The sequence below is a fragment of the Nocardia sp. NBC_01388 genome, from assembly GCF_045040085.1.
Classification (GTDB): domain Bacteria; phylum Actinomycetota; class Actinomycetes; order Mycobacteriales; family Mycobacteriaceae; genus Nocardia.
In genome coordinates this window covers 5,541,982-5,561,482 of the sequence record NZ_CP109553.1, presented here as the reverse complement: position 1 = coordinate 5,561,482, position 19,501 = coordinate 5,541,982, and the positions used below count along the sequence as shown (strand labels likewise).

At 63.3% G+C, this 19,501-nt stretch carries 19 protein-coding genes; 12 read left to right on the top strand and 7 right to left on the bottom strand.

The features are described 5' to 3' along the window. Positions 1 to 12: 12 nt before the first annotated feature. The 5 genes from OG716_RS27120 to OG716_RS27100 all read right to left on the bottom strand — a co-directional run bounded on the left by OG716_RS27120 (position 13) and on the right by OG716_RS27100 (position 5,024). Positions 13 to 525, bottom strand: coding sequence for a YbaB/EbfC family nucleoid-associated protein (locus OG716_RS27120; protein WP_405133487.1), 513 nt, complete (start codon positions 523 to 525; stop codon positions 13 to 15). Positions 526 to 590: 65 nt separating this feature from the next. After that, positions 591 to 905 (bottom strand): hypothetical protein, encoded by a 315-nt coding sequence (locus OG716_RS27115; RefSeq protein ID WP_405133486.1) that lies wholly within the window; start codon positions 903 to 905, stop codon positions 591 to 593. A 97-nt stretch (positions 906 to 1,002) separates the two neighbouring features. Then, positions 1,003 to 2,217, bottom strand: coding sequence for a hypothetical protein (locus OG716_RS27110; protein WP_405133485.1), 1,215 nt, complete (start codon positions 2,215 to 2,217; stop codon positions 1,003 to 1,005). A 105-nt stretch (positions 2,218 to 2,322) separates the two neighbouring features. Beyond that, positions 2,323 to 3,105 (bottom strand): ESX secretion-associated protein EspG, encoded by a 783-nt coding sequence (locus OG716_RS27105; RefSeq protein ID WP_405133484.1) that lies wholly within the window; start codon positions 3,103 to 3,105, stop codon positions 2,323 to 2,325. After that, positions 3,102 to 5,024, bottom strand: coding sequence for a hypothetical protein (locus OG716_RS27100; RefSeq protein ID WP_405133483.1), 1,923 nt, complete (start codon positions 5,022 to 5,024; stop codon positions 3,102 to 3,104). Before OG716_RS27100 ends, OG716_RS27105 begins: the two co-directional genes overlap by 4 nt. A gap of 197 nt (positions 5,025 to 5,221) precedes the next feature. Between OG716_RS27100 and OG716_RS27095 the strand changes: the two genes are divergently transcribed. The 10 genes from OG716_RS27095 to eccB all read left to right on the top strand — a co-directional run bounded on the left by OG716_RS27095 (position 5,222) and on the right by eccB (position 12,584). Next, positions 5,222 to 5,587, top strand: coding sequence for a hypothetical protein (locus OG716_RS27095; protein WP_405133482.1), 366 nt, complete (start codon positions 5,222 to 5,224; stop codon positions 5,585 to 5,587). Between the two features lie 12 nt (positions 5,588 to 5,599). After that, entirely contained in the window at positions 5,600 to 5,899 is a 300-nt protein-coding gene (locus OG716_RS27090) for a YbaB/EbfC family nucleoid-associated protein (protein ID WP_405133481.1), read from the top strand. A 110-nt stretch (positions 5,900 to 6,009) separates the two neighbouring features. Further along, on the top strand, positions 6,010 to 6,321 hold the full coding sequence (locus tag OG716_RS27085; protein WP_405133480.1) for a hypothetical protein: 312 nt from the start codon (positions 6,010 to 6,012) through the stop codon (positions 6,319 to 6,321). A gap of 50 nt (positions 6,322 to 6,371) precedes the next feature. After that, complete coding sequence (locus OG716_RS27080) at positions 6,372 to 7,703, top strand: hypothetical protein (RefSeq protein ID WP_405133479.1); 1,332 nt, start codon at positions 6,372 to 6,374, stop codon at positions 7,701 to 7,703. A 25-nt stretch (positions 7,704 to 7,728) separates the two neighbouring features. Beyond that, positions 7,729 to 8,052 carry a PE domain-containing protein gene (locus tag OG716_RS27075; protein ID WP_405133478.1) on the top strand — a complete coding sequence of 108 codons (324 nt, stop codon included), beginning with the start codon at positions 7,729 to 7,731 and terminating at the stop codon, positions 8,050 to 8,052. A 14-nt stretch (positions 8,053 to 8,066) separates the two neighbouring features. Continuing rightward, complete coding sequence (locus OG716_RS27070; protein WP_405133477.1) at positions 8,067 to 9,098, top strand: PPE domain-containing protein; 1,032 nt, start codon at positions 8,067 to 8,069, stop codon at positions 9,096 to 9,098. 220 nt (positions 9,099 to 9,318) lie between these two features. Beyond that, positions 9,319 to 9,612: a WXG100 family type VII secretion target gene (locus tag OG716_RS27065; protein ID WP_405133476.1), complete on the top strand. Its 294-nt coding sequence runs from the start codon at positions 9,319 to 9,321 to the stop codon at positions 9,610 to 9,612. Between the two features lie 32 nt (positions 9,613 to 9,644). Then, positions 9,645 to 9,962 (top strand): WXG100 family type VII secretion target, encoded by a 318-nt coding sequence (locus OG716_RS27060; RefSeq protein ID WP_405133475.1) that lies wholly within the window; start codon positions 9,645 to 9,647, stop codon positions 9,960 to 9,962. Between the two features lie 188 nt (positions 9,963 to 10,150). Continuing rightward, on the top strand, positions 10,151 to 10,939 hold the full coding sequence (locus OG716_RS27055) for an ESX secretion-associated protein EspG (RefSeq protein WP_405133474.1): 789 nt from the start codon (positions 10,151 to 10,153) through the stop codon (positions 10,937 to 10,939). A 115-nt stretch (positions 10,940 to 11,054) separates the two neighbouring features. After that, the gene (gene eccB, locus OG716_RS27050) at positions 11,055 to 12,584 is read left to right on the top strand and encodes a type VII secretion protein EccB (RefSeq protein WP_405133473.1); all 1,530 of its coding nucleotides are present in this window, start codon (positions 11,055 to 11,057) and stop codon (positions 12,582 to 12,584) included. Between the two features lie 279 nt (positions 12,585 to 12,863). Here eccB and eccE read toward each other — a convergent pair whose 3' ends face one another. Further along, positions 12,864 to 14,585, bottom strand: coding sequence for a type VII secretion protein EccE (eccE, locus tag OG716_RS27045; RefSeq protein WP_405133472.1), 1,722 nt, complete (start codon positions 14,583 to 14,585; stop codon positions 12,864 to 12,866). Between the two features lie 11 nt (positions 14,586 to 14,596). Then, the gene (gene eccA / locus OG716_RS27040; RefSeq protein ID WP_405133471.1) at positions 14,597 to 16,432 is read right to left on the bottom strand and encodes a type VII secretion AAA-ATPase EccA; all 1,836 of its coding nucleotides are present in this window, start codon (positions 16,430 to 16,432) and stop codon (positions 14,597 to 14,599) included. 155 nt (positions 16,433 to 16,587) lie between these two features. On the opposite strand from eccA, the gene eccD reads away from it, so the two are divergent. Both eccD and mycP read left to right on the top strand, forming a co-directional pair. Continuing rightward, a complete protein-coding gene (gene eccD / locus OG716_RS27035) occupies positions 16,588 to 18,063 on the top strand; it encodes a type VII secretion integral membrane protein EccD (RefSeq protein WP_405133470.1) in 1,476 nt (491 codons plus the stop codon). Further along, a complete protein-coding gene (gene mycP / locus OG716_RS27030) occupies positions 18,060 to 19,487 on the top strand; it encodes a type VII secretion-associated serine protease mycosin (RefSeq protein ID WP_405133469.1) in 1,428 nt (475 codons plus the stop codon). Before eccD ends, mycP begins: the two co-directional genes overlap by 4 nt. Positions 19,488 to 19,501: the final 14 nt, after the last annotated feature.

The window sequence follows — 19,501 nt, the reverse complement described above, 5'->3', positions numbered from 1 at the left end:
CGCGTCGCTAGCTCACCATTCCGGGGCGGCGATTGTGGATCGGGTGGGCTTATCGTGATCCCACTCCTCGACATTTGTAAAGCGCACGGGCTCTTCCATTTCCGGTGCGATGCGCTCTGGTGAGCCAGGGGGCGCAGTGGAAACCTTTGGTGGCGTGGGCATCATGGCCTTAATGTCCGGCATGGCGGGGAAGAACTCCGACAGTGCCGGGATACGCGCCTGTTCTTCCAGCGCGGCTTCCTGGATTGTCTGCGCCTGCTTCTGTACCTGGGCGGCGGCGTCCTGGGTGGCGGTGGTCACAGCGGCAGCGATCTCGGAGTAGGTGAGATCGTCTATGTCATCGGAAAACTCGGTCTTGATGACGATGCAATCGGCATTCACTGTGATGGTGACTCGGCGGCCCGCGGCATGTGCGGTCGCGGTGAGCCGGGCGCGCTCCTCCTGCGCACGAGCAATGGATGCCATCCCGCCCTGAACCAGCTCCACCAGTTCGGCCAAGTGCCCCTTGGCGGCCTCGTTCGCCATGTTTCTCCTCCCCAGCCCACCAGACGACCGCGACAAGCGCCGCGCATGCAGGCCTTTACGTCCGGTTAGCGGAAGCTGTCGGTGTTGTTCTCTTCGGCCCGCTCGAGGGTGTTCGCACTGTCGCTCAGGCCGACCGAGTACTTCTGCATCTGAGCCACCATCGCGGTGAACGTGTCCTCCAGGGCGGGTCGGCGCTTTGTGTAGCCACTGTCGCCGTCCGCGAACCGTTCACCGTATTCGTCGTTGCCCCAGCAGCCCGCGTAGCTCTTTGCCGCAGCGTCGAGAGCAGTCCTGATGGCGTCGAGCGACCTGGCGCCATCGTCGAGACCGGTTGCTGTCGAACGCAACCCCGCAATCTCGACCTTCACGACTTCGGCCATGGTCAACCCCCCGGTAAGATCATTGGAGCAAATTCTCGACGATCATATACGCCCTGCGGTTTCGATGGCGATGTCAATACCCCCAATGGCTTTGCGCCTATTCGGATGTGACGACCCCGGCCAACATAAGCTGGAAGTACGCATTATGAGTGTCCGCTCCGTTCCCGCCGAGGATCGGCGCGGCAAACGACCGCGTCAGAGTGCGGCCCTCGGCCGCAGTCACCAAATCCACTGCCGCAGCTGTAGGGACTCGCTCATTCAGTTGGGTGACTACATCGGCAGTGCTCCGAGTGCTCCAAACACCGGGCAGGGCGGGACGCAACGCGGTGGCAGCCGGTGACTCACCGCAATGCCACTCTGCACCGTCCCACCAGTAGCAAAACGACAACAATCCGTTTGCGGCACGAGGATTCAGCACGGGATCGGCAACCCAGTCGGGCGCGCCCCGATACAGCTGTGGCAAGGCGACACCGCCGTTGTACGCGGCTTCGAGCCTTGGATCGTTCCATAGTCCGCCAGAGAGGACCGCACGTCCCTGTGGAAGCAGATGCAGGGTGGACCCGCTCCGTGACGTTCCTTCGAACCAGCCGAACGCCGCCGTGATTCTCGGCCCCAACGGTGAGTCCGCTGCTACGAAGGCGGCGGCAATCGTTGCCCAGCGTGCCCACATCAAAGGCAGCGGGGGAAGGTCGATTTCGACCTGTGGCGCGGATGCGCCATCATCAGCTCCAGCCTGCGCGGCAATGCTGGGCGTCCGGACCTGCCGGTCAGCATGGCCTACGTAGGCCGCCAGCCACACCGGAAGTCTCGGCCGCGGATATGTCTGGAGATCCGCACGGTACGCCTGTGGCGGAAACAGTTGGTGATCAGGGAAAGGCTCTGTGCCATAGTCATATTCGATCTGCGCCGAACCGGCCCGGGTGACCGAAGCCAGAAACCGCCACCAGGGACCGCTGGCCGACCCGGCCGACTCATGCCGAAGCTCCCGCAGTAGCTTCACCATTCGCGCCGACAGCGGCACCGGCGCCGCGTGCTGTCCGTCCGACACGATCACCTGGGCTGTCTCGTCACTGACGGTCATGGCGACCGCCGCATCCAGCCGATCCCACCCCTCCGGCAGCAGCGTGAGCAGCTCCTCGGCGACTTGCTCGGCTAAATTGTCCTGTGCTGTCGATTGACCCGAATCGCCATTTCGATGAAGAGTGGATCCGATTTCAGATGCAGGCGCAGCAGCTTGCCCGGTCAATCGAAACCCGACATCCGGCGATTCTGCAGTCGAATTATTCTGACTCACACTTTCCTCGGTATCCACTCTCGTCGAGCTTCGAGCTCATCCAAGTCTGGTCTACTCCTGAATCGCCACAGCAATCCACCTTCTCTTTTGTCCGCGCTGCGGCGCCCGTAGAATCCGTCGAAATCACCGCTCGTCCTTGATCGCGCTCACAACCGCTGCGATTTTCGTATTTATCAGGATGGTGAGCCTTTTCGCATCCATCGATGTTACCCTGCGCGGGTTTTCATCGCTGATCGTGTATCGACCGTCACCTTCGATATCGCGCCATTCGATATGGTGCCGAGTAATGCCGCGAGGACCATAAACTGACCGGCCCTGGATGATTTCGATAGTCCCGATGCGCACGGCGGGGGCCGACATGAAAGATGCTGAAGTGGTGTAAGCCGACTTATTTGTGTCATCGCTGACCGGAGATTTGCCGAAATCATAGTCGAGTTGAACCCGGCTATCGGCGATCGGTAAGGAGAAGTCTTCTCTCTGCCCGCGCTCTGCGGTGGGCAGAGAATTCACAACGGCAGTTGCCAGCGCTATGGCGTCACACTCTTCCACTGTGAATCCTGCTGCATGAATCAGTGTTTCCCCGGGCTCTTGTGATACCAGCACACCTCGACTTCCCCGTCGTGCTGCGAGTAGTGACAGGCGGCCTTTGGCCTCGAGCTCATTCTTGCCGTTCCAGCCGCGCACCTCGATACGAATATCGGGCACTTGAATACAGTCGAGAACCTCACGAAAGTCCGAACGGGTAATCTCCGGCAAACTCGCTCGAATGCGAGCCATTTCCTCGTTGTGCATTACGTGGGACTCGATGCGGGACGTGTAGAAGAGGGGTTCCGGGAGAAATTCTTCTGTCCGATCGCGCCAAAGTGTCCAGAATTCTGTGTCGGTAAATTTCCACATCGGAATCATTTCTCCGCGACCGGAACCACTGCGGAAATAATTTCTCCCACGACTTCCTCGAGATTTTCAGTGGAATTGAGATAGCTGGCGCGCTTGTATTCTTTGCTCTGGCCCTGTGCTCCGCCCGCGCCGGCAGCTCCCGGGCTCATTCCACCCGATGAGCCGGTTGAAGAAGTGGACGCGGAGGTCGAGGCCAAGCCGGCTCGGCTGACAACTGTCGACTCGGCTTCCTTGTCGACGGCAACGGTGGCTCTGGGGAAGAGGCGTGACTGCGCCTTGTCCTGGAGTCCATCCGACTTCAGCCCAGTCCCTGCTGGGGAGCCTCCGCCGGGAGAACCGCCGTTCGGAGAGTCTCCGGAGGGGAGACCTGCGCCTTGCGATTGCAACAGCGAGCTCAGTTGCGACTGAAGCTCGGACTGGAGCTGCGACTGATCTTGGTCGCTGGTGGTGGTCGTCTTGTCTTTGGTCGTCGCTGTGGTCAGTGCAGTCAGTCCCTGCTCGAGCACAGTCGAACCCTGCTGGATCAGGGTCTGCAACGCTGAGGACCCTGCGGAGATCAACGTTGAAAGCGTCGAGTCGTTGGTGCTGGTAGTCGACGCCGGGTTGTTGTTGTTGTTCGGGTTGTTGTTATTCGGTTGATCATTGGCAGGCGTCCCATCGGTTGGTGGGGTGTCCGCGGGAATCGCAGGCGTGCCTGGGGTGCCCGGTGAGTCGCCGGGATTGCTTCCCCCGCCTTTGTTGTCGGGTGCGCCGCCTCCGCCTCCCAGGTTGCTGGGCCCTGGCCCTGGCCCTGGGCCGGGGCCAGGGCCAGGCCCGGCAGCGATCGGCGTCAGCGGATTCACGATATTTTCAGGGCTGGGCAGCGTAGGAACCGCTGAAAGTGTCTGCTGCCATGGATCGTGGTACGCAAGCTGGAAAACCGGCCGGAAAGACGTCAGTAATTTCAGGTCGTCCTTCGATTTCGGATACGAGTCCAATGCATCCTTGGCATAGGATTGAGTCGTCTCGACCCACCCTGAGGAATAAACCAGGAGTTCGTTGACATACAGCATGGATTCGATCAGTGAGCTGACTTGATTCTTGTAATTATCGAGTGCAGCGATTGTGGAGTTTGCGGCAGGTCCTACCCACATGTCCTGCTTATTCATATCTTTGATATTTTGAATAAAATCCGTGTATCCAGAAGAGAGCACATTGGCGCAGAAGCTCCATTCGCGGGAGTCGTAATACAGCGTTGCGGGGTTGAGTTTGTCCCGCAGGGTCTCGATATCTGCCCGCTTGATGTACTGAGTCTCTTCGAGGCTGTTTTGTAGATCCGTGTCGGCGCCGTGCCCGCCCGGCTGGGCGGAATGCGTCGAATTAAATTTCTTTGTATGGTCGGAACCGATTTTATTATTTGATCGATCATCGTTCGAGCCCATATCCCATTTGTCTACAGGCGCTGATGAACTGAAACTGATGTTGATCCCGTTCTCGTCGCCTCCCGCGGTGATCTTCAGATCGTCCAGCGGGTTCGGCGCCGAATTCTTCTCCCAATCCGGGATGCTATTGTGCGACGATAAATCATTGAACGCTGCGCGAGTTTCTTCTTCGGATGCGTCGTAGGTTTGCGCTGCGTGCATGAATGCGTAGCCGATCTCATTGAGAACGTTTACCTGCGTCCGCAGCTCGTCCAGAAGCGAATTTTGAAGCTTTACAAAAAGATCAGTCATCGCTTTTCCGGATTTGAGCTCGCCGAATCCTGTGTACGGCGGCGCCTCAATTCCGCTACCGTAATTCTGCCATCTCGATATAACCGTCTGTATGGCAAATTCGGCATCCGAAGCATGTCCTGCCGCTTTTGCTAGGGCGCCCTTATCGACCTTGATGGTCAAGGCTCCGCTATATACCGATCCGGAAAAACCATTGAACGGATCCGTGACAGCCACGAAGCCCCCTCCCTCCGCTTGGCGCTCCGATGCAGCGCCACCCCGACGACTTGATGGCCCGCAGTCTACTGGTGCTGATGAACGAGGGCGATGCAGACTGGGGGCTTCTGCGGGTACGCAAGCTCAATAGATATTGGCGCGAGATGATGCTCATGTGGTATCCCTACGCGTAGCGATCATTGGGGAGGGAGCTACTGATGGCAGACACTGGGGCGGGGGCTTTCGGCACGGCCGAACAGGAATGGGCTTCGGTTGGGGCGGCGACGCCTTCCGGGGCGATTCGAGTGAAGACCACTGAGCAAGGTCTGCCCCTCGCCGTGAAGGTTGATCAGGCTGAGCTGCATCGAGATCCATCGCAGTTGGCTGGAGAACTGCTGCGGCTGTGTCAGCGGGCTGCTGCTCGGGCGGGATTGGCGCGGCGGAAGCAGATGGAAGCTGCGGGGATGAGTGCGGCTGCATTGGCAGCCACCGGTTTGCCTACTGAGGCTGATGTCGCTCGACAAGAAATGCTTGAGGAGCAGGACTACGATACGGAGCCGCAGAGCTGGCTCCGGACTGTGTAGGGAGGGGGACACGTGGTCGGGTCTATGGATGAGCTCGAGGATCGGGTCAAGCGGCAGCTGTACAGGTTTCAGGATCTGGCGGAGCAGATGGCGGCGGTTCGGGGGCGGGAGACGTCCGAGGACGGCGCTGTGATGGCCGAGGTCGACGGGAACGGGGCACTACAGGATCTGCAGTTCAGCCATGCTGTGTCGCGGATGTCTCCGGAGGAATTCGAACGGGTCGTGGTGGCGACGGCGGCTGCGGCCGCGCGGGCGGCGTTCACGCGGCGGGCTGAAGTGGTCGATCGGTTCAATGAGGAGATGTCCGGTTAAGCCGGTCTGTTAACGCAATCTTGAACCAGAGTTTGCGTCATGTGCTCTGGCACAACCAATTTCGTGCTTGTAATATCTGTCAAGATCGATGCACCTGGGAGGGACCAGCCATGGCTGATTACGTGAAGGCGGACTTCGGACCCATCTTGGAGTACGGCACCACACATGCGGGGATTGCGGCGCAGGTCGCAGGGGCAGCCGCGGCGGACTCGGCCGGTGCCATGGCTTCGGCAATCCCGATGTTCGGGCTGATCGCGCAGGATTTCCTGCTGGCCTTCGCCGGCGCGCAGGGATCCTATCTCTCATCGGCAGCGGAAATCGCTGCCGTGCACGGGGAAACCGCGGTCAGTGCACTCGCGGCGGTCGGCGCGTACTCCACCAGTGAACTGGCATCAGCGACAAACTTCCTCAGCGCCCTGTGAGTGAATCTGTCGGCTCGGTAACCGCGACACCGAACCCCACCGTTCTGGACGTGCTGCGTACCAGTCCGGTTGGGGCGCTGGTGGATACGCCGGTATCGGATGTGATCAGCGGACTGGGACTGCCGCAATTGCCGCAGCTTCCCGCGATCAGCCTGCCTGATCTGTCCGGGCTGCAGATGCCGACGCTGCCGACGATCGATCTGTCGACGCTCATCCAGCCGGTGATCAGTCTGCTGTCTGCCTTCGGCACCGGCGCCGCGAGCATGGGCACCGAGCTCATCTCGATCTTCTCCTCGGTCGCGAAGGCGCTCACCTCGGCGGTGGACACCAGTAAGCAAGCGACGAGCGCGGTTTCGAGCAGCTGGCAGGGTGATGCGGCGAATGCGGCGCAGAACAAGAGCAATGCGGTCGAGTCCGACGCTCCGAAGGTCGTTGCGCAGGGCGATCAGCTGAAGATGATCCTGCTGGAGGCCGAACGGGTGGTCGCGGAGGGTTATGCCGAAATCAGCGGGGTCATTTCGGGATTCATCAGCTCGGTGATCGCCGGCGGTGTCTTCTTGTTCTCCCCGCCGGGCATCCCGTTCCTGATCACTCTGGCAACGAATGCGATCACCGACGCCGGCGTCATCGCTGCCCGAACCCGGGGCGAGCTGACGGTGAATACCGCCCAGGTGGTCTCGGCCGGAATGAAGATCCCGATCACCGGCGCGCCCAATGTGGGGGATCTCGCCAATCTGGCGAACCAGGTCACCCAGGCGGTCCAGCCGTTCCTGAGCGTCGGTTCGACGGCTGTCGAGAAGGTTGCCGAAAAGGGCAGCGAGGTGGTGTCTTCCAGCTCGTCCGCGCTGAGCAGCGTCGGCACGGCCGGTCAGCAGCTCGTCAGCGCCCTGACCACATCGAACACCAATACCGATACGTCCACGACAGCCAATAAGACCACCACAACCAACACCGATAAGACGACCGACGGAAAACCGCTCGACACCACCACCGTGAAGACGGATGATTCGACCGGCGGGGGCGGCGGGGGGATTCCGAACGGCATGCCGATGGGGGCGGGGCTGGGATCGAATCCGCTGAATCCTTCGTCCGGAGCAAAGCTTCCGACTGCTGAGGGGCTCGGTTCGGGTTCGCCGATCTCGCGCGCAGGAGCTCAAACCGAACCTGTTCAGTCTCGCTCCACCACGAGCATGCCCGGCATGTCCTCGGGTGCGGGTCTGGCGAACAAAAGCGGAGACGAAGAATCGAGCGGTGAGCGTACCGCTCTGGTCACCGGCGCACACGGCGACGAAGTGGTCGGCGTTATCGAAGGCGTTTCCATACCGGTGGTCGGCGCGGTCGAGGCCGTCGACGAGCCACCGGACAAAGCGCTCACGCTCTGAGATCAGGGGTTAGAGGAGGATTGGTATGAGCACCAACGAATTCGCGGGCGTGCGTTTCGACGCGACGACCGCATTGCAGACTGCCGCGCAGCTCGAGGCGCTGGCCGACCGGATCTCCGGCGGAATGACGGTCGAGCAGCCGAAGCTCGATGTCGCTCCCGCAGGTGCGGACGAGGTCTCCGTGCGCGCAGCGCAGACGCTGACCTCGGTCGCCGCTTCGTTCCGGACATCCGGTGACGCCGGTGTCGACGAGGTCCGCAAGCTGGCTGCCGCATTGCGTGCACAGGTCAGCCAGTTCGGTCAGGTCGAGGAGCAGAGCGCGCTCGGCTTCGCGTTGCCGACGGTCTGATCGGACAGTATTCGATGCTGGAAGCGACGAAACCTGGCTTCACCGGGACTGTCTGGGAAGCCAGACCGCCCGAGCAGCTGGCCCGAGACCTGGTGGCGGGGGCGGGCGCAGTGCCCGCCGCCGAGGCCGGTGTTGCCTGGGCGCGCCTCAGCGCGGGTTTCGGCGCTGCCGCACTGGATTACGAACGCATACTCGAAACCCTCGACAGTGCTTGGGAATCGGTGAACAGCAAGGCGTTCATCGAACGCATCCGCGCCCTGCGGGATTGGCTGGCTTCTGCTGCGGCGGAAGCGGCAACCAATGCGGCACAAGCCGAAGCACACGCTGCCGCATATGAAATCGCGCGATTGGCAATGCCGGACGCCGGTGACGTCGAGCGGATCAAGCAGTTGCGGGAAACGCTGGAGCAGCTGGGTACCGCGATCGGCGCGCCCATGCTCGCCAAACTCGCAATGGCAGATTCCGATGCCGACGAGGCAAAGGCCGTGGCGGCGCGGGTAATGCGCACCTACGAAGGCGCGACGGAGGGTTTGGCGACTCCGTGGGAACATCAAGCGCCCCCGCAGATTACCGCGGGAATGAATATCGGTGACCAGAACTCGCCGCCCGCAGAATCTGGCGATGCCACCACAGCAGAGTCGCCCGGCGTCCTGCCTGAACCTTCGTTGGGGCCGATCGACATCCCATTCGTGCCGACCGCCTTCCGGGCCAGCAGCAATATCCAGACCGCCGGGACGACGTCGGAAATAGTTGTGGCGCAACCGGTTACGGCGCACCAGTCTTCCTCTATGCCAATGGGCGCCGGCGCTCCGGGCGCCTCCGGATCGAGCGACGAAGAGCACACCGTGCGCCCCGGTCTGGCCGGGATGCCGACCGGCGACACGGATCTCGGCTTGACCTCGGGCATGCAGGTCGCACCGGCAGTGCTCGGTGGTGTAGACCCCAATGCCCAGCGTGTGCCTGACATTGCGTTCAACGCGTCCAGCACCGGAGTCGAAGGCGCGAAGTCTGTCGATTCTACTGTGCGCGAGGAGATGCCATCGTGACGACTATCGCCGACCCGACCCTGGGTTCAGACGCAGATGGTTGTTGCGCGCCTGACTTCGATCTTCGGTCCGCTTCCGCGATCTCCGATCTGATCGAAACATCGCCTTGGGGGAGGTGGGTGCATTGGCTCGCGCATAACCCGTGAGCCGACTGTTCGAAATCTACTCGAGCGCGAACTGAAGACAATCACTGCGACATCAGAAGTGAAAGGTTTCGACAATGACGATCAATTTCGAGGCGATCGGCGCGAAGCAGGCCGCCGATGACATGGTGGATGCCGTCAACGCCATCCACGTGACCATCAACAAGGTGACGGAAGCCATCGGCCACTCCAAGGGTGGCTGGGGCGGTGACGCTGCGGACGCCTGTGGAGTGGCTGCCAGCAGCTGGGAAGACGAGTCCCACCGTCTGAAGTCCATCCTCAACGACATCACCACCGAGGTCGGCGAAGGCAACAGGGGCTACCAGTCCATGGAAGCCGATAACAAAGACTTCTTCACCAACCTGCACTGACAGCAGCAAACACGGTCTTCGAAAGGAATCACATGAAATACGATCCCGCGATCCTCACTCAGCTCTCCCAAGACCTCGACACTCTGCACAAGCAGTTGACACAGCAGGCGTCAACGCTGCAGTCCGCTGCCAAGACGCTGTCCGTCGCGTGGGAGGGTAACGAGGGCTACTCGGCCTTCGCCGCCACGAAGAGCAAGTGGGACGGCGAGTTCGGTAGCGAGGAGGACACCAGCCCGCAGACCGCCATCGGTAAGCTCAAGTACATGTCTACAGCGGTGGCGAACGCACTCACCAACGCGCAGAACGCCGATGGCGGCGTCGCCGGCGCCTTCGGCGGCGGCAGGGTCTGACCAGATCTGAACGACAAAGGGCGGCCGCCCGTTCGCTCGCCGATGCGCGCGAGCGGGCGGCACTCTGGGTCAGGTGCCAGTACTTGTCCCTGTTCAGACTAGATCGAGGGGCTAGCGATGACCCAGGGCGGAAGCGGAGTTCGATCGGTCCGTGTAGCGGAACCCGGCGGAACGTCAGGCAGACCGTTATGACGACCATGACCAATGACGGTCTGGTTGCACTCGCCAGGCAACTAGGCGTGCAGACTTTACCTTTGGTGCTTTCGGTTGGCCCTGGACAGGACTCGTACCATGAACTCTCACGTGCACAGGAGCGAGCGCGCAACGAACTGATAGCGGGCAAGGTCCTTGATGCCAGCGGCGACGTCGATCCTGAAGTCGCTGGTGCGCTGCATGTTCTGGCGCAGCCCGATCGCGAGATCGCACTGCGCGCCGCTACAGCGAGTGGGCTGGTAAGGCTGTGTATCGCTCGTCGTGGTGAGAGTCATGTCGTGGCTATCCGTCGTGGCGACGACCTCGATGTCCACTCGATCTGGGTCGACGGATCGGGTGACTCGCTGGCCCGGCCGATTCTCGATGCACTGGGGACATGTGCGTCTGCCCAGGTGGCTCCGTTCAGTGCGCTATCGGCTCGGCTGAGTGAGAGCCTCGACGAGGCGATGACGTCCGGGGGATTCTCGAATGCTCTATATCGCCTCGGCGCGCCGGAAATCGATGCCACCGCTTACGGACTCGCGCTCGCGTCCTGCCATGCCCACGCTGAGGTGGTGGCCTACGCCTACACCGATGGCGCGACTGAACGATCACCAGGGGCGGTTGTGGTGTACGACACCGCGCGTGGCCGGATTGTGGCTGCTCCCGCGATGGCCTCGGATCAGCAATTGTGGGCAACGTTGACGCCGGGCACCGATCACCGTATCGCGCAGGCCATTTCATCGCTGATCGAAGCCTTGCCCGGGGGTAGGTGGCTGCCGTGAGCGGCGTCCGTGGCATTCTGCACACCTGAGGCGGATCGGCGTTGGGGAGAAGTACGCGCGCGACAGCGGATAGCTGTCGCGATCTGCCGGTGTTCGTTGGATTGATGGAGGATTCGTGCCAGCACAGTTGACTACGCGTGCCCAGGTCAATGGGTACCGTTTCCTGCTACGGCGGCTCGACCATGCCTTGATCCGCCGGGATGTGCGTATGCTGCACGACCCGATGCGCGCACAGTTCCGGTCGTTGATCTCGGGTGCGGTGCTGGCGGTGCTGGTGGTGGCGGGCGCCGCCATCATGGCGTTCATCCGTCCCCAGGGGTCGATCGGCAATGCGAACATTGTGATGGGCAAGGACAGCGGTGCGCTCTATGCGGTGGTCCGGGACAAGAACGACAAGAGCAAGATGATCCTGTACCCGGCGCTGAATCTCGCATCGGCGCGGTTGATCACGGGTACCAGTGAAACTCCGCAATCGGTCAAGGACAGCAAGCTCAGCTCCGTGCCACGCGGACCACTCCGCGGAATTCCCGGTGCACCAGCAGCTTTGCCCGGGACCGGACAGGGCGACCGAGCTCAATGGACATTGTGTGATGCGGTGCAGTTGTCCGCATCCGGTGGGGCAGCATCGTCGACGGGCGCGGTCACCACGATCATCTCCGGTGGGCTCGGGCTCAGTGACCGGATCGAAGCAGCCGATCAGAGTTCGGCCGTGTTCGCTCACAAGGTTGACGGGAAGGGGATCGACCACACCTACCTGATCTACGACGGCAAGCGCGCCGAGTTCAGCATGCAGAGCGATGTCATCATGCAATCGCTGGATCTGACGGGTAAACGACCCCGACCAGCTTCGACGGATCTGGTGGACGCGGCGATCAAAGTGCCGCCGTTGGCCGTTCCCACGATCCCGCATGCCGGTGATGCCGGTCCTGGACGCCTGAGCGGTGTGCCGGTGGGTGGTGTCATTCGGTTGGCGGCATCGAACGGGTCGGATCGGTCCACTATGTATGTCGTACTGGCTGATGGCGTGCAGCCTGTTTCGTTGTTCACCGCGCAGATGATCCGCAATGCCAATTCCCAGAACATGGACGACATGAGGTCCGTGACGCCGGATATGTTGTCCGGAATTCCAGTAGTGCATTCCCTGCCGGTCGACGATTTTCCGAATGTCGTACCGAAGATCATTACCGCGGAGGATGACCCGATCGCCTGCATTACCTGGTCGAAGAACAGCGCTGCTGGAAACGCGCAGGCGGATGCCACCGAGGGGCCTGCCGACCGAGCATCGGTCCAGTTGCTGGTCGGCACACGCTTGCCGCTCCGGGATGCACAGACGCCGGTTGCGCTGGCGACCGCGGATGGCCCGACCGGGGACCGGGTCGACGCGGTCTTCGTACCACCGTCCACCGGTGAATTCGTCCGCACCACCGGAATCGAACCGGGCAGCCAGCGCCGCGAAAATCTCTTCTACATCGCTGACAACGGAATTCGTTATGGCATACCGGATCTCGCTACCGCACAGATTCTCGGATTGGGCGCGACGCCGCGCCTGGCTCCTTGGGAGATCGTCGGCCAGTTGGTCCCCGGCCCGACGCTGTCCACGCAGGATGCCTTGACCGTTCGCGACACCCTGCCGACTGGTCAATAATCGACGGCCTACCGGATGACGCTGCGACCTGGCGGTCGCATTCTGAATTCGGCGGATATCGACCCGGACTGATGGGGGCACGGCGGCGGAGTTCAAGATGCGCGATGAGGCTGCCGCTCAGCTTCGGCTCGAGGCTCCGGTGCGGAATCCGACTTACGAGAGATCGCTGGCAAGCTTCCGAAGCGCTGAGCCACCGATGACCGTTACAGGTTGAAACCTGACTTGGGCTCGAAGATTACAGCTCTGATAGTTGTAATGCGCAAAAGCCACCATATGGATTCAGCGGTAGCTGATGTCTCCGCCGATGTAATGCTGCTCGGTTGGTGTGGTGACGAGCTGTGCGGTGGTTCTCCGCGCCGGGGTGTGCACCGTGACGGTGTGGGGCGCGTCGGGGTGCTGGACGATCGTCACGTCGGAGTCGGGCTGATAGTTCAGGGGAAGGGATTCGTGCAGGGTTATGACCGTGGCGGAGCCGGGCGGAGTCGTGGAGGGGACGCCGTCGAAGACGATGACGGTGGCGGCGGGGTTCGGGGCGCGGGAGGTCATGACGCTGTTGCGGGAGCTGTGGGTGACCGAGGAGGCCAGGGAGAGGGCGTGGGTGGCACCGACATTGGTGACCATGCTCTGCCAGGCCCAGGGGCGGGCGGTGTGGACTACGGCGCCGGCGCCGAGGGCGATAGCGCGGAGGATGACCTGTTGGGCCAGGTGGAGGTCGGAGATGATGTCGATGCGGCGGGAACCGTTGCCGATGAGCGGCACTGCGATTCCTCGGCCGGTGGCGTCGGCGCCTATGAGCTGGCCGCAGCCTGCCGTGGGCACCGCGATATCGGCCAGGGCGCTCACCGGGCCGCGGTGGGTGCGGGTCTGGAGTTCCTGGGCGCCGAAGGCGAGAGTGTCCGTGAGGGACCACAATTGGCGCTGGGGGAGTTCGCGGAGGCCGAGGACGGGCGGCTCGTCGAAGGACTGGGGGGTGTCGTAGCGGACTCGGGCGTCGACCTCGATGAACTCGTCCTGGCGGTCGGGCGTGGTGGACGGGGCGGGGCGCAGGCGCACGGTGACTGTGGTGGCCAGGCTGCGTACCGACCAGACCGAGGCCAGGCCGTCCGCGGTGAAGAGCGCGGGGTCGACCTGGAAGCTGGTGAGGTGAACACCGTTGTGTTCGAGGTACTTCGGGGTTTCCACGAATTCGTTCAGCGGGATGCCCCGGGTCAATTCGCGGGTGGCGGCCGTCATTTCGGACGTGGTGAGCACCGAGGCCGTAATGCCGCGGGCGGCAAGGCGATTGGCGACTCGGCGGGTGGCGACGATCGCCGCGCGCAGTGCGCCCTCCGGGCCGCCGCCGCGGTTGTGCACGGCCTTGGTATTGGTCAGCGGGTTCAGGCGCAGCACCAGCCACACCGTGCGGTGTGCGATAGCCGGTAGCGGGCCGAGGATTTCGTCGTACAGCCGGCCCAGCGGCGCGATGCTGGCCGCGTAGCCCGACAGCACGGCCTCGGTGCCCGCCGTGCGGGTGCCGGTGCTGATCACATCGGCCGAATCCAGCTCGACATCGTATTGCCTGAGGCAGGAAGCGATTTCGGCCAGCGGCAGCAGCTGATCGGTGCTCAGTGAGCCGCGGCGGAGCAGCGTCAGGGTGTCGGGCGGGGTGTCGATGCGCAGCATGGTGGTGAGCAGCGTTCCGTCCCAGCGCAATCCGTAGCTGCCGCCGTCGGGCAGCGGCACGTCGAACTGGGTCGACTCGTCGACTGTGCGGTTCCCGAACTGCCGCCAGCGGAAGGCCACCCAGCTGCCCAGGCGCAGGCCGATCGCCTTGCCGCGCACCGGCGCCAGGCCGATCAATACGGGCAGTGCTCCCGCCAAAGCTATTGCCCACCAGGGCGTATGGCAGGCGACGGTCACAAGCGAAGCCAGTACCCCCACCAGCGCTACCGGTATGACCAGGCGCAGTGGTAGCACCCGGAACAACCAGAGTTCATCCGAACGCAGTTCGGGATTGGTCACAGCGAGCCCCCTCAGTCTGTGGCAGATGACAGGCCGAGCGAGGTGAGCAGCGTGGTCAGCGCGGCCTTCATATCGGGGGCTTCGATGCGCATGAGCGCGGCCTCGTCGATCTCGCTCAGGTCGATCGACTCGTCATTGGCGAGCCGGAATTCGCGTTCTTCCTCAGCGGCTTCGATGAGGTTGCGGATGAAACGGCCGTTGCCGGCCATATCCACGCCGCGGCGGGACAGTCCGCTCTGATCGGTGCTCTCCAGGTCGTACAGCTTCTGGCAGGTGTGCACCAGCTGCTGCAGCGCGCCCTCGGACAGCTCCGAATCGCGCGAATTGGCAATGACCTGACCGATTTCGCCGAGTTCGGGCGCGGTGTAGGACGGGAATTGCAGGCGCTTGGAGAAGCGGGACGCCAGGCCGTCATTGGCGGCCAGGAAGCGATCGATCTCGCCGTCGTAGCCGGCGATGATGACCACCAGGCGCGAGCGGTCGTTCTCCATGCGGGCCAGCAGTGTGTCCACGGCCTCGCGGCCGAAGGCGTCACCGCCCGAAAGTCCGGTCTGGATAAGCGTGTACGCCTCATCGATGAAGAGCACACCGTCCATGGCGGTATCGATCAGCTTGTCGGTCTTGATGGCCGTCGAGCCGAGGTGCTGGCCGACGAAGTCGGAGCGCTTGGTCTCGACGACCTTCTCGGTCTTGAGAATGCCCAGGCCGCAATAGATTTTGGCGACCACGCGGGCAATGGTGGTCTTACCGGTTCCGGGCGGGCCGGTGAAGGCCAGGTGCTGACCGCGCGCGGAGCTCGACAGACCCTTCTCCGCGCGGATGCGGGCCAGCTGCGCACTCGACTGCAGCTTGGCCACCTGGGTCTTCACCGCGGTGAGCCCGATCTGCCTATCCAGTTCGGCACGCGCCTCGGCCAGGATCGTCTTGGCGCGGTCCTCGTTCTCGGCCTGCTTCTTCTCCTCCAGGGATGCGGCGGTGGCCGGATCCCACTTATCGGTGCGGGCGTCGATCACCTCCTTGGAGGTGATCGTGATGCGGTAGGTGCGGTCGCGCATGGCGGCGGTATTGGCATCGAAATCCGGTGCCTGCGAATACACCTTCTCGAACAGCGATTGCGCCTCATCGGCCTCGCCGTTCTCGCGCAGGCACAGGCCGCGGCAGAACATGGCGGCGGTGCGGGCCGCCGGAATCGGACCGGCCTCGGCCTTTTCCATCCGGCGAATGGCCTCGCCGAAAAGTCCCAATTGCGCGCAGGCTGTGCCGACCATCACATGTGCGCCAGCGGCCAGATAGGGATCTTCCCAGGCGTCCGATCCGGCCAGCACGGTCATGACGTCCGGCCAGCGCTGGGTGTTGTAGTGCAGGATGCCGCGCACGTAAGAGCTGACCCGGCCGTCGATTTCGAAGTCCGGTTCGCCGGCTCGCGCTCGACGGTGCTTGGCCAGCTCGTCGAGCACGATCTCGGCCTCGTCGAACTGCTTGTCGGTGATGAGATGTGCGGCGTACGCGAGCCAGATTTCGGTGAAACTGGACAGTGGGTAATCGATGTAGAGGCCCGGCAGGAAACGTCCAGCAAGCATCCGCGGCGGCAGCCCCAACCGGCGCTGCTCCCGGGCCAGCGAGGTGGTGCTGGTCTTGTACAGGTTGTACAGAACGTCCTTGGTTACCTCACCGGCGACGGCCCGGCCGAGCCAGGCGTCGCACATGGTGGGGTCCCACTCGGTCGCGCGCTGAAAGGCCAGCTTCGCGTACTCGAGATCCTTGTTGGACTCCTGCCCGTCGATGCTCAACCCCAGAGAGAGCACCCCCGCGTCGAAGGCGCGTTGTGCCTGGCGAGTGTCGATCATCGTAGTCGAACCCCGAATTCGTTGAACCTGGTTAGGCTTTCGTTCACAATCCCCACCCACCCGTGCAGATCGCACAGTAGCGGTCAGTCGGATACATTATGGTTAACCGCCCTGGGGCGGCAACTGTTACTAAGGGTGAGGGAGCAGTTCAACACGTGACCGCACAGTCGATCAGCGGCTTGGGCGCCGCTGAACCCGAATTGTGCCGAGTGTCCGTCATCGGGGGGAATACCCAGCTCGACGTCGGTCTGCCGGCAAACGCACCGATCGCCGCTTTCATCGGCGATCTGGTGCAGCTCATCGAATCTCGCAATCCGGATCCGACCGGAGGCGAGGAGGGGGGAACACCGCTGCAGCCGCAGCATTGGACGCTGGCCAAACTCGGTCGCGACATGATCGCGCCGAGCCAGACGCTCAATGATGCCGAGGTGTACGACGGTGAGCTGCTCGTGCTGCGATCCGTCGCCGCCAAGGAAGCGCCTGCGCTCTTCGACGATGTGATCGATGCCGTATCCCGGCTCACCACAGAGGAATTCCGTGGCTGGTCGGCCGGCGCCGCGCGCTGGACCGGGCTGTCCGCCGCCGTCGTGGCTGTGGTGTTCGCGCTGGTGCTCGGTGCGATATCGCGTGGTGCGGGCGACAATTTTGTCGCACCGATCATGCTGCTGGGCGTGGGCATCGGCGCATTGGTCGCGGCCATCATCGCCGAACGCAAATACGCCGATGAGCTGACCGCAACAGTGCTCATGCTGTGCTTGCTGCTGCTCACCTTCGGTGGCGCCGCGCTGGCGGTGCCCGGCTCGCTCGGCAGTCCGCATGTGCTGCTGGGCGCTTCGGCCGCGCTGCTGGTCGCCATCATCGGTTATCGGATGGTCCGGGCGGGCGCTGCGATTGTCGCGGCGGTGGTCACCACCGCCGTGTTCCTCGGCGTGGCCGCCGCGGTTCGCATGGTCTGGGACACCGACCTGCCGAAACTCGCAGCGGGCGTGCTGGTTGCCTCGATCGTGCTGCTGTCGATGGTGCCGCGACTGGCTGCCATGCTGGCCAGGCTGCCGGTGCCGCCGGTGCCGTCCGCGGGTGAAGCCATCGATCCCGCCGACCACGAACCGCGGCCGACCATCGAAGGCATCGGCGCCATCGGCGCGACCGTACTGCCGTCGGCGCACGGGCTCGGATTGCGTGCTCGCACCGCCAATCACTTCCAGACCGGCATGATTGTGGGCAGTGCCATCGGTGCGACCGCCGGTGCGCTCGGGGCCGCCGATCCACTCGGTGCGACGCGCTGGCAGGGCATCGCGCTCGCGGTTGTCGTCACCATCATTCTGTGTCTGCGAGGCCGCGCCTTCGCGGATCTCACGCAGGCGTGCGTCCTGATCGCCGGTGGCTGCGCCACTTTCATCGCACTCGTGGTGCTGCTGGCGCTCGACGATTCAGATAATCTGCTCGTCTCGGCCGGACTGCTGCTCGCCTTCGCCATAGGCGCGATCGTGTTCGGCGTGATCGGTCCGCACATCGAGGTGACTCCGGTGACCCGGCGCTTGAACGAGATTTTCGAATACGGCCTGATCGTGTCGATCGTCCCGCTGGTGCTGTGGCTCGCCGATGTCTACTCGATGGCGCGCAACATATGAGATCGCTCTCCGGGAGCTGGGCGCGAATAGTGTGCGCCGCAGCCGTTCTCGGCGTTGCGCTGCTGAGCCCGCAGGGGACGGCGACGGCGCGGCCGCTGGAAACGGTGGCGCCGCCGACCGTGGATCTCGGCGCGCTGGCGCAGGCGCAGGCGCTCAGTAGCAAGCCCGCGCCGCTGGTGACCACCCAACAAAATCAAACCTGCGCCGAACCCGCGCTGAACGGCGCTGCGCCGCGTGATGAACCAGTTTCGCAGCGGGTGCTCGATCTGTCCGCGGCATGGCAGTTCAGCCGGGGTGCGGGGCAGAAGGTCGCGGTCATCGATACCGGTGTGAACCGGCATCCGCGGCTGCCCGGTCTGCAGGCCGGTGGTGACTACGTCTCGTCCGATAGCGACGGCACGGTTGATTGCGATGGCCACGGCACCTTTGTCGCGGGCATCATCGCCGCGCAACCCAGCCCGGACGATGCCTTTGTCGGCGTCGCACCGGATGCTCAGATTTTGGCCATACGGCAGTTCAGTGAGGCCTACAAGGCCAAGGACGCGAACACCGACTCACAGCCCGGGGCCATCAGCACGTCCGGCTACGGCAATATGCTCACCCTCGCGGCGGCCGTGGTACGTGCCGTCGATATGGGTGCGACGGTCATCAATATTTCCGAAGTCGCCTGTTCCACAGCGGGAGGCGACAATGCCGACGGTGCGCTCGGGGCCGCTACTCGCTATGCCTACGACCGCAATGTGGTTGTGGTGGTCGCTGCCGGAAATGTGGACAGCAGCACCGGATGTGGCACGCAGAACGACGAAAACGGCTGGGGCAAGGTGAAAACCGTGGCCAGTCCGGCCTGGTTCAACCCGTATGTGCTGACCGTCGGATCCGTCGATCCTGATGGCAGTCCGTCGAAGTTCACGCTGTACGGGCCCTGGGTGGATGTGGCCGCGGTGGGGCGCAATATCACTTCGCTCGACAGCAAGCCCGGTGGTACCGGGCTGGTCAATGCTGTTGTGGGTCAGTCGGGTCTGGCGCCGATCAATGGCACCAGTTTCGCCGCGCCCTACGTTGCCGGGCTCGCCGCACTCGTGCGTGCCAAGTTTCCGGATATGACCGCACAGCAGGTCATGGATCGGATCACCCGTACCGCGCACGGTCCCGGCACCGGGCGTGACGATCGCATCGGGTACGGACTCATCGATCCGCTCGCCGCCCTCACCGCACAGCTGCCCGACCAACCGGTGAGCGCCGGAGCCGATAAGGCCCGTGCCTTCCCCGCGCCCGAGAAACCGGCGGGCCCCGCGCGGCTGCCGCGTCTCGTCGCCACCATCGGGTCCCTCGTCTGCCTCGCCGCGCTGGGAATCGGTCTCGCACTGTCGATTCCATTCCGCCGCGCACGCCGCGACGACGAGCTGCCCGACCTCGACTCGTAACGACCGGAGAAACA